Annotated in this window: 7 protein-coding genes; 6 read left to right on the forward strand and 1 reads right to left on the reverse strand. The window is 63.8% G+C overall.

Translation table 11 applies throughout. The features are described 5' to 3' along the window. Positions 1-163 precede the first annotated feature (163 nt). Positions 164-1,429, forward strand: a complete 1,266-nt coding sequence (gene rho / locus LB535_RS23635; RefSeq protein ID WP_095769513.1) for a transcription termination factor Rho — start codon at positions 164-166, stop codon at positions 1,427-1,429. A 172-nt stretch (positions 1,430-1,601) separates the two neighbouring features. On the opposite strand, the gene LB535_RS23640 is transcribed toward rho, so the two are convergent. Further along, positions 1,602-3,617, reverse strand: coding sequence for a thioredoxin domain-containing protein (locus LB535_RS23640; protein ID WP_224633909.1), 2,016 nt, complete (start codon positions 3,615-3,617; stop codon positions 1,602-1,604). A 128-nt stretch (positions 3,618-3,745) separates the two neighbouring features. On the opposite strand from LB535_RS23640, the gene mnmE reads away from it, so the two are divergent. From mnmE to LB535_RS23665, 5 genes are all read left to right on the forward strand, one after another. Beyond that, positions 3,746-5,053, forward strand: coding sequence for a tRNA uridine-5-carboxymethylaminomethyl(34) synthesis GTPase MnmE (mnmE, locus tag LB535_RS23645; RefSeq protein ID WP_224633910.1), 1,308 nt, complete (start codon positions 3,746-3,748; stop codon positions 5,051-5,053). A 201-nt stretch (positions 5,054-5,254) separates the two neighbouring features. Next, positions 5,255-7,129 carry a tRNA uridine-5-carboxymethylaminomethyl(34) synthesis enzyme MnmG gene (mnmG, locus tag LB535_RS23650; protein WP_224633911.1) on the forward strand — a complete coding sequence of 625 codons (1,875 nt, stop codon included), beginning with the start codon at positions 5,255-5,257 and terminating at the stop codon, positions 7,127-7,129. Further along, positions 7,126-7,767: a 16S rRNA (guanine(527)-N(7))-methyltransferase RsmG gene (gene rsmG / locus LB535_RS23655; protein WP_224633912.1), complete on the forward strand. Its 642-nt coding sequence runs from the start codon at positions 7,126-7,128 to the stop codon at positions 7,765-7,767. Before mnmG ends, rsmG begins: the two co-directional genes overlap by 4 nt. Positions 7,768-7,784: 17 nt before the next feature. Then, on the forward strand, positions 7,785-8,582 hold the full coding sequence (locus LB535_RS23660; RefSeq protein ID WP_095769880.1) for a ParA family protein: 798 nt from the start codon (positions 7,785-7,787) through the stop codon (positions 8,580-8,582). A gap of 60 nt (positions 8,583-8,642) precedes the next feature. Further along, positions 8,643-9,536, forward strand: a complete 894-nt coding sequence (locus LB535_RS23665; protein WP_224633913.1) for a ParB/RepB/Spo0J family partition protein — start codon at positions 8,643-8,645, stop codon at positions 9,534-9,536. Positions 9,537-9,839 lie beyond the last annotated feature (303 nt).

Raw genomic sequence — 9,839 nt, forward strand, 5'->3', positions numbered from 1 at the left:
CGGCCAGGCCCAGCAAAAGGCGGCTTGCTCTTTCAGTCGAGCGACGATACAAGACGGGTCTTCCTTCCCGTCATGCGCCGCCCCTTTTCTCGCTTTCGGCCGCGCCCGACATTTGTCGCATCCAGCCGATTTCCCTCTCCAAAGCCTACCCAGAGTCTATCTAATGCAAGAAATGAAACTCGCAGAGTTCAAGAACAAGAAGCCGCCGGAGCTGATCGCTTATGCCGAGACGCTCGAGGTGGAGAACGCCAGCGTCATGCGCAAGCAGGAGCTGATGTTCGCGATCCTGAAGAAGCTCGCCGCCCAGGACGTCGAGATCATCGGCGAAGGCGTGGTCGAGGTGCTGCAGGACGGTTTTGGCTTCCTGCGCTCAGCCAACGCAAACTACCTGCCGGGTCCCGACGACATCTATATCTCGCCGTCGCAAATAAGGCGCTTTTCGCTCAAGACCGGCGATACGGTCGAAGGACCGATCCGCAGCCCGAAAGAGGGCGAGCGCTATTTCGCGCTGCTCAAGGTCAACACCATCAATTTCGACGACCCGGAGAAGATCCGGCACAAAATCCACTTCGACAACCTGACGCCGCTCTATCCGACCAAGCGGCTGAAAATGGAGATCGACAATTCGACCTCCAAGGACATCTCGCCGCGCGTGATCGACCTGGTCGCGCCGATCGGCAAGGGCCAGCGCGCGCTGATCAACGCGCAGCCGCGCACCGGCAAGACGGTGCTGATGCAGAACATCGCCCATTCGATCACCGCCAACCATCCGGAATGCTATCTGATCGTGCTTCTGATCGACGAGCGCCCGGAGGAAGTCACCGACATGCAGCGTTCGGTGAAGGGCGAGGTGATCTCCTCGACCTTCGACGAGCCGGCAGCGCGCCACGTTCAGGTCGCCGAGATGGTGATCGAGAAGGCCAAGCGCCTGGTCGAGCATGGCCGCGACGTGGTCATCCTGCTCGATTCAATCACGCGTCTCGGCCGCGCCTACAACACCGTGGTGCCGTCATCCGGCAAGGTGCTGACCGGCGGTGTCGACGCCAACGCGCTGCAGCGCCCGAAGCGCTTCTTCGGCGCCGCCCGCAACATCGAGGAAGGCGGCTCGCTGACCATCATCGCCACCGCGCTGATCGATACGGGCAGCCGCATGGACGAAGTCATCTTCGAAGAGTTCAAGGGTACCGGCAACTGCGAAATCCAGCTCGACCGCAAGGTGGCCGACAAGCGCATCTACCCGGCGATGGACATCCTCAAGTCGGGCACCCGCAAGGAAGACCTGCTTGTGCCGCGCGCGGACCTGCAGAAGATCTTCGTGCTGCGCCGCATCCTCGCGCCGATGGGCACGACCGACGCGATCGAGTTCCTCATCGACAAGCTCAAGCAGACCAAGACCAACGCGGACTTCTTCGATTCGATGAATACGTGATTGGGGCGATGCCCTTCCTCCTTCTCCCCTTGTGGGAGAAGGTGTCGCCGAAGGCGACGGATGAGGGGTGCTCCAGGGAAAGCCAGCGTCTCACTCCGCTGGAGCACCCCTCATCCGTCTCGGCGCTGCGCGCCGATCCACCTTCTCCCACAAGGGGAGAAGGAGGAAGGCACTATCGCCGCAGCAACTTCTCCAATCCCTCGGCATCGGTCACCACCGGCATGCACACCTGCCCGCTGCAGAACCAGGCGCCGGGCTTATCCGTCGGCGGCAAAACGCCGCTCGGCAGCGATGGTCGATTCGCTTCCGAACCAATTGGCCAGACAATGTCGACCCGGCGCGGGTCGGGATTCCGATTCGCAACCGGAACGAGGCTTGGCGAATCCAGCTCGTCTACAATGACAAGCTTCAGCGGCTCGAGCGCCAGGGCACAGGCGTTGACGATGCCGGCCTGGCCGTAGGCCTGCTGCGAGGCGCGGCCCATTGCATGCTCGGCGGTCGTCCACGCGTTTTCCCAGAGACCGAGGTCGCCGGTGAGCGATGACAGCCGCACCAGCGCCTCGACGATCTGGCTGGTGGCGGACGGGATTGCTTCATCCACATCACCGCGGATGCGGATCGGAACATCGCCGCTGTCCGACGCCGTCAGCCAGTAGCCGCTCTTTTGTTCATCCAGGTGCCAGCGGTCGAGCTCGCCGATGAACTGCCTGGCGCGATCGGAATAGGCCGGGTCGCCGGTCGCCTCGAACAGCGCGATCGCCGCGTTGGTCATGGCGGCATAGTCGCTGGACAGCGCCGGAAAGAGCTTTTTCGCGCCTAGCATGGAATGCGGCAGCCGTCCGTCCTGGCCGGCCTCGACGATATGGCCGAAGGCTTTTGCGGCGGCGTCGATCCAGTCGCGCCGCCCAAGTGAACGGCCCGCCTCGGCGAGCGCCGCGATCATCAGCCCGTTCCAGTCGGTGAGCGCCTTGCCGTCGCGGCCCGGCCTGACCCGCCCTTCGCGGACGCCCAACAGCTTTGCCTTCAGAGACGCCAATTTCGCATAGTCGGCGATGCCCTGAGCTTGCTGGGCCTCGCTCCGGCGAATGATCGGCTTGCCTTCCCAGCCATGCGGCGCGGCGAGCTCGAAATACCGGAAGAAGGTCGACGTATCGTCGCCGAGCGCGGCTTCGACTTCCTCGCGGTTCCATGTGTAGAAAAGCCCCTCCTCGCCGTCGCTGTCGGCGTCGAGACTGGCGGCGAAGGCGCCGCCTTCGACCAGCATCTCGCGCAGCAGCCAGCCGACGGTCTCTTCGACTCGTACCCGGAACAAGTTGTTGCCAGTGGCCGCATAGGCCCAGTTGCACAGGCGGATGAGCTGGGCGTTGTCGTAAAGCATCTTCTCGAAATGCGGCACCAGCCATTCGGCGTCGGTGGAGTAGCGGCTGAGACCGCCGCCGACATGATCGTAGATGCCGCCGGCGAGCATTTTTTCGAGGCTGGCGAGCACCGCGTCGCGATGCGCGGCCTCGCCGTCACGCAGCCAGGACAGCCAAAGCGTGTGCATGAAGGGTGCGTTGGGGAATTTCGGCGCGCCCTTCAAGCCGCCGAGGTCGCGGTCGATCATGCCGCCGATGCGGGTGGCGAGGTCGGCCAGCGTGCCGCGATCGAGCACCGCCTTGCCCGCCGCGCCGGCAAGCCGCTGCTCGACATGGGCGGTCAGCCCGTCGGCGCTTTCGGCGAGGCTCTGCTGCTTCTCGCGCCAGGCCTTGTCGACCGCTTCCAGCACCTGGATGAAGCCCGGCCTTCCGTAACGCGCCTCGCGCGGGAAATAGGTGCCGCCCCAGAAAGGCTTGCCTTCGGGCGTCAGAAACATGGTCAGCGGCCAGCCGCCCTGCTCGCCCATGGCATGGAGCGCGGCCATATAGATCTGGTCGATGTCGGGCCGCTCCTCGCGATCGACCTTGATATTCACGTAGAGCCGGTTCATGACGGCGGCCACGGCGTCGTTCTCAAAGCTTTCGTGGGCCATGACATGGCACCAGTGGCAGGCGGCGTAACCGATGGAGAGCAGGATCGGCCGCCCGAGCTGCTTCGCTTCGGCAAGGGCCGCTGGCGACCAGCCGCGCCAATGGACAGGATTGTCGCTGTGCTGCTGCAGATAGGGACTGGCGTCTTCGGCAAGCAGGTTTCGTGCGGGTAAGGTCACGATGGACGCTCTTTTTGGGTCTGATGCATCAACGCTGGAGCATGATGCCGAAAAGTGTGAAGCGGCTTTCGGCCGTGCTCTATCTTTCAATCTAGGCGTTTCGGCAGGTCCGGCAAATGGTTTCCCCAATGGCTTCAAAGGATTCGATCGTTGCGCTGTCGAGCGGCCACTTGCCGGCAGGCATCGCCGTCATCCGAATTTCCGGCCCCAGAACTCGATTCGTGGTCGAAACGATAGCCGGAAACGTTAAGGACCGGTTTACCACGTTGCGAAGGCTCCGGGCGTCGGATGGCTCCACGATCGACCACGGCCTCGTTCTGTTCTTTCCAGGTCCCGGCAGCTTCAGCGGCGAGGACGTCGCCGAATTCCAGGTCCATGGCAGCCGCGCCGTCGCGGCCAAGATGCTGGAGACGATCACCGGCTTCGAGGGCGTCAGGCACGCCGAGCCGGGCGAGTTCACCCGGCGCGCCTTTCTGAACGGCAAGCTCGACCTGGTCGAGACCGAGGCGCTCGCCGATCTGGTCAATGCCGAGACGGAAGCGCAGCGCCGCTTTGCCCTGCGCAATGCAGACGGCGCGCAGAGCGAGCTTTATTCGAGCTGGCGCCGCCGGCTGATCCATGCACGAGCCATGATCGAGGCAGAGATCGACTTCGCCGAGGAAGAGGATGTGCCGGGTTCCGTTTCGGAGGCGGTCTGGTCCGACGTGTCGGTAATGATCGGGGAAATCGATCGCCACATCGGAGGCTTCAAGGCCGCGGAGATCATTCGCGATGGTTTCGAAGTCGTGATCCTCGGCGCCCCGAATGCCGGCAAGTCCAGCCTGTTCAACGCGTTGGCGCGGCGCGAAGCGGCGATTGTCACCGATGAACCGGGCACGACGCGCGATCTGCTCGAGGTGGTGATGGACCTTAACGGGCTGAAGGTGCGACTTGTCGACACGGCCGGGCTGCGGGAGGCCACGGGCAAGGTTGAGTCGATCGGCATCGAAAGAGCGCGGGCCAAGGCCGACGTGGCGGATCTCGTCCTGCTGTTGGAGGATATGGCCGATCCGGCGCCCGTTGGGGATATCCCAGGTGGGGCTCCGGTGCTGAGGATCGGAACGAAGTCGGATATCGCCAATGCCGGCGGCGGTGACTACGACTTGGTTATTTCTTCCAAGGACGGCGGCGGTCTGGACCGCCTTCTGAATGAGATAGGGGCCCGCGCCGCCGCTGCGGTTGGCGAGGTGGGTGACGTGCTGCCATCCAGGCTGCGCCATGTAGAGTTGCTCAAAGAGGCAGCGGATTTCCTGCGGGCGGCACTGTCGGGGCAAAGACAGGAACTGCGCGCTGAGGAACTGCGGCTGGCGGCCGAGCGCCTTGGCCGGATCATCGGCGCGGTTGATGTCGAAGATTTGCTCGACGTCATCTTTTCGCAGTTCTGCATCGGTAAGTGATTCACGTGAAACACGGGCTGGGGCGCTACCCCGCAATGATTCACGTGAAATTCCGCCGGCGCCGCCGGCTTCTCAGTTGTCGGCTTGGATCGCAATGCTCGCCATTCATTGTTTCACGTGAAACGAGTCCACCTCTCCTTGACACCAGCCGCCGTCGGGGACATCTGTCAACCCAATCTCTGAAAGCGGATTCTTGGAAAAATGACCAATCACTATGATGTGGTGGTGGTGGGCGGCGGCCATGCCGGTTGCGAGGCGGCGAGTGCTGCCGCGCGCGCCGGCGCAAGGACCGCCCTGGTCACGCTGCGCTTCGATACGATCGGCGTCATGTCCTGCAATCCCGCGATCGGAGGTCTCGGCAAGGGCCATCTCGTGCGGGAGATCGACGCCATGGATGGGCTGATGGGCCGCATCGCCGATGCCGCCGGCATCCAGTTCCGCCTGCTCAACCGCCGCAAGGGGCCGGCCGTGCGCGGGCCGCGCACCCAGGCCGACCGCAAGCTTTATCGCCTGGCAATGCAGGAAGCGATTCGGCAGCAGAACAATCTCGACGAGATCGAGGGCGAAGTCCTCGACCTTGAGATCGAAAACGGTAGCGTCGCAGCCGTGCTGGTTTCCGGCAATCGGCGGCTGGTCTGCGGCGCCGTCGTGCTGACCACCGGAACTTTCCTGCGCGGGCTGATCCATATCGGCGAAAGGAAGATCGTCGCCGGGCGGATGAACGAGCAGGCAAGTCTCGGCCTGTCGGCGACGATGGCGCGCGCGGGTTTCAAGCTCGGTCGCCTGAAGACCGGAACGCCCCCTCGCCTCGACGGCCGCACCATCGACTGGGCGTCGCTGGATGCCCAAGCCGCCGACGAGGATCCAGTGCCGTTCTCGCTGATGACCGACGTGATCGCCAATCCGCAGATCCATTGCGGCATCACCCGGACCATGCCGGCGACGCATGAGCTGATCCGCGCCAATCTCGGTCGTTCGGCCATGTATTCCGGCTCGATCGAAGGCATCGGGCCGCGCTACTGTCCCTCGATCGAGGACAAGATCGTCAAGTTCGGCGACCGCGAGGGCCATCAGATCTTCCTCGAGCCCGAAGGCCTCGACGACGACACCGTCTATCCGAACGGCATCTCAACCTCGCTGCCGGAAGACGTGCAACTCGACATGCTGAAGACGATCCCCGGGCTGGAAAAGGCGACGATGCTGCAGCCGGGCTACGCGATCGAATATGACCATGTCGATCCGCGCGAGCTGAAGACGACGCTGGAGACGAAGCGGCTCGCCGGCCTGTTCCTGGCCGGGCAGATCAACGGCACGACCGGTTATGAAGAGGCCGGCGCGCAAGGCCTGCTCGCCGGCATCAACGCCGCGCGGGCGGCATCCGGCGATGAGCCGTTCGTGCTCAGCCGCACCGAGGCCTATATCGGCGTGATGGTCGATGATCTGACCAGCCGGGGCATCGCCGAGCCCTATCGCATGTTCACCTCGCGCGCGGAGTTCCGGTTGTCGCTGCGCGCCGACAATGCCGACGAGCGGCTGACGCCGTTGGCGGAAAAAATCGGCATCGCGTCAACGGAGCGGCTGCAGCGTTTTGGAGCGCTGGCGCAGAAGCTCGACGAAGCCCGCACGCTGGCAAAGTCTGTGACGCTTACGCCGAATGAAGCGGCACGGCATGGGCTGGAGATCAACAAGGACGGCGTGCGCCGCTCGGCCTATGCGCTGTTGGCGCATCCGGGCGTCGACATGGCCTGGCTGAAAAGGGTCGAGCCGCGCTTTGCCGAACTGGACGCCAAGACGGCGGAGCGGCTCGAAACGGAGGCGAAATATTCAGTTTACCTCGATCGCCAGCAAGCCGACGCCGCACAGATCAGGCATGAGGAATCGCGGCTCATCCCCGAGGCGCTCGATTTCTCGGACGTTCCGGGACTTTCAAACGAGCTGAAGCAGAAGATGAAGGCGCGCCAGCCGCGCTCGATCGCCGATGCGCAGCGCATGGAAGGCATGACACCCGCCGCGCTTGCCATCATTGTCGCGCATGTCCGCAACGCCGAGTTCGCAGCGCGAAGGGACGTGGCGTGAGCGCGGATGCCTGGGCGAGCCTGCAAAAGGCAGCGGGTCCGGTTTCACGTGAAACATTCGAGCGGCTGCAGGCTTTCGAACAGCTGTTCCTGAAATGGAACCGCAGCATCAATCTGGCGGCGCCGTCGACACTGGACGATGTGTGGCGCCGCCATATCCTGGACAGCGCCCAGCTTGCGCGAATCGCACCCACCGCGACACGCTGGATCGATCTCGGCTCAGGCGGCGGTTTTCCCGGCCTGGTACTGGCTTTCCTGCTGGCGGAGCGCCCCAGCGCATCGATCGCCCTGGTCGAAAGCAACCGCAAGAAGGCGTCGTTCCTGCAATCCGTCATAGGCCAGTTCGATCTGCCGGCGCGTGTCGTGGCCAGGCGCATCGATGACAGCTATGCGCTTGTTTCAACACCGGAAATCGTCACAGCCAGGGCGTTGGCAGCTCTTCCGGACCTGCTCGACCTGTCGGCGCCCTGGCTGACCAGGGGCGCACGCGCGCTCTTTCACAAAGGCCGGGATTACCGCGCCGAGGTGGAAGAAAGCACTCACCGCTGGGGCTTCGATCTGGTAGAACATTCGAGCATGACCGACGCCGAAGGCGTCATCCTCGACATCACCGACTTGCGCCCAGCGAAACAGCAATGAATTACTGGCATAAATCCATGAAAACCGGACCGCGTATCATCACTGTCGCCAACCAGAAAGGCGGGGTCGGCAAGACGACGACGGCCATCAACCTGGCCACGGCGCTGGCCGCGATCGGCGAGCGCGTGCTGATCGTCGACCTCGACCCGCAGGGCAATGCCAGCACCGGCCTCGGCATCGACCGCAAGGATCGCACGGTTTCGTCCTATGACGTGCTGACTGGCGAGCTCGAGCTGGAGCAGGCCGCGGTGCCGACGGCGGTGCCCGGCCTCTCCATCATACCCTCGACTCTCGACCTTCTCGGCATCGAGATGGAAATCGCCTCGGCGCCCGACCGCGTGCTCAAGTTGCGCAATGCGCTGCGCGCTGCCTCCGAGCGTTCGGCCCCGTTCGGCTATGTGCTGATCGACTGCCCGCCCTCGCTCAACCTTTTGACTTTGAATTCAATGGCGGCGGCCGATTCCGTTCTCGTGCCGCTGCAATGCGAGTTCTTCGCGCTGGAAGGTCTCAGCCAGTTGCTGGAGACGGTCGAACAGGTGCGCAATACCATCAATCCGGACCTCACCATCCAGGGTATCGTGCTCACCATGTATGACGGGCGCAACAACCTCGCCAACCAGGTGGTGCAGGATGTGCGCACCCATATGGGCGACAAGGTCTATGAGACGATCATCCCACGCAATGTGCGCGTCTCCGAGGCGCCGTCCTACGGCAAGCCGGCGATCCTTTACGACCTGAAATGCTCGGGCAGCCAGGCCTATCTGCAGCTCGCCTCCGAGGTGATCCGCCGCGAGCGCAAGCTGCGCGCCGCCTGAGCATCATTGCGCGGCTTGGTTAATCAGCCGATTCGATTCCGAAACGATCTGGACAAACTCATGAGCGAAGACCAATCGAGAAAAAGACTGGGCCGCGGCCTCGCGGCGCTGATCGGCGAAATCGACCGTCCGGCGGCGCCCGAAAAGCCGGGCGCGGCGGTGGCGGCCGACGGCAAGGTGCCGATCGAGTTCGTCAGCCCGAACCCGAAGAATCCGCGCCGGCATTTCGGCGATGCCGAGCTCACCGATCTGGCCCAGTCGATCCGCGAGCACGGCGTGGTGCAGCCGGTCGTGGCGCGCCCCTCGCCGTCGCAGCCCGGCCGCTACGAGATCATCGCCGGCGAGCGGCGCTGGCGGGCGGCGCAGCGCGCCGGTCTGACCGAAATCCCGCTGATCGTGCGCGACGTCAACGACCGCACCGCGCTGGAGCTGGCGATCATCGAGAACGTCCAGCGCGCCGATCTCAATCCTGTCGAGGAGGCGCAAGGCTATCAGCAGCTCATCGACGAGCATGGCTACACGCAGGCCGATCTCGGCCAGGTGATCGGCAAGAGCCGCAGCCATGTCGCCAACACGCTGAGACTGCTGAAGCTGCCTAACGTCATTCACGACATGCTGGTCGACGGCGATTTGTCGGCCGGCCACGCCCGAACGCTGGTCACCGCCGAAGACCCGGCCGGGCTCGCCAAGCGCATCGTCAAGGAAGGGCTTTCGGTGCGCCAGGCCGAAGCCTTGGCGCAAATGCCCGCCGGCCCGACGCCAGCCAAGGTGAAATCCCCCGCGAGCCCGCCCGAGAAGGACCCCGACACGCTGGCGCTCGAGAAGCTGATGACCGACACAATCGGCATGATCGTCAGCATCGAGCACAAGGGCAAGGGCGGCACGCTCAAGATCAACTACCGCTCGCTGGAACAGCTCGACGAGCTCTGCCGGCGCCTGAAGGACGAGCGGTAGGGGGTCGAGGCGTAACGGTATTCGGCTGTGGCTGAAGTTTTGGCTGAACGCTGGATACGTCTGATATCTCCGTGATAGACATAAATGGGGTCGCGCTTTGCCGGCCTTTTTTGTTTGCGCGGTGCGCGGCTAAGATGCCGGGAACTGCGAATCCTTCCCTGCGAGAAGATGCCCCGGCAGGACAGAGGAGCGTGCTGTCCCGTCAACCTGTCCTTCGTCATTCTAGGGCGGAGCAAGGAGCGAAGCGACGCGCGTAGACCCTGGAATCCTGTGTGTTGGTTCTGGTGTATGGTTGAAGTGGGA

Source organism: Mesorhizobium sp. CA10 (assembly GCF_020165285.1).
Classification (GTDB): domain Bacteria; phylum Pseudomonadota; class Alphaproteobacteria; order Rhizobiales; family Rhizobiaceae; genus Mesorhizobium.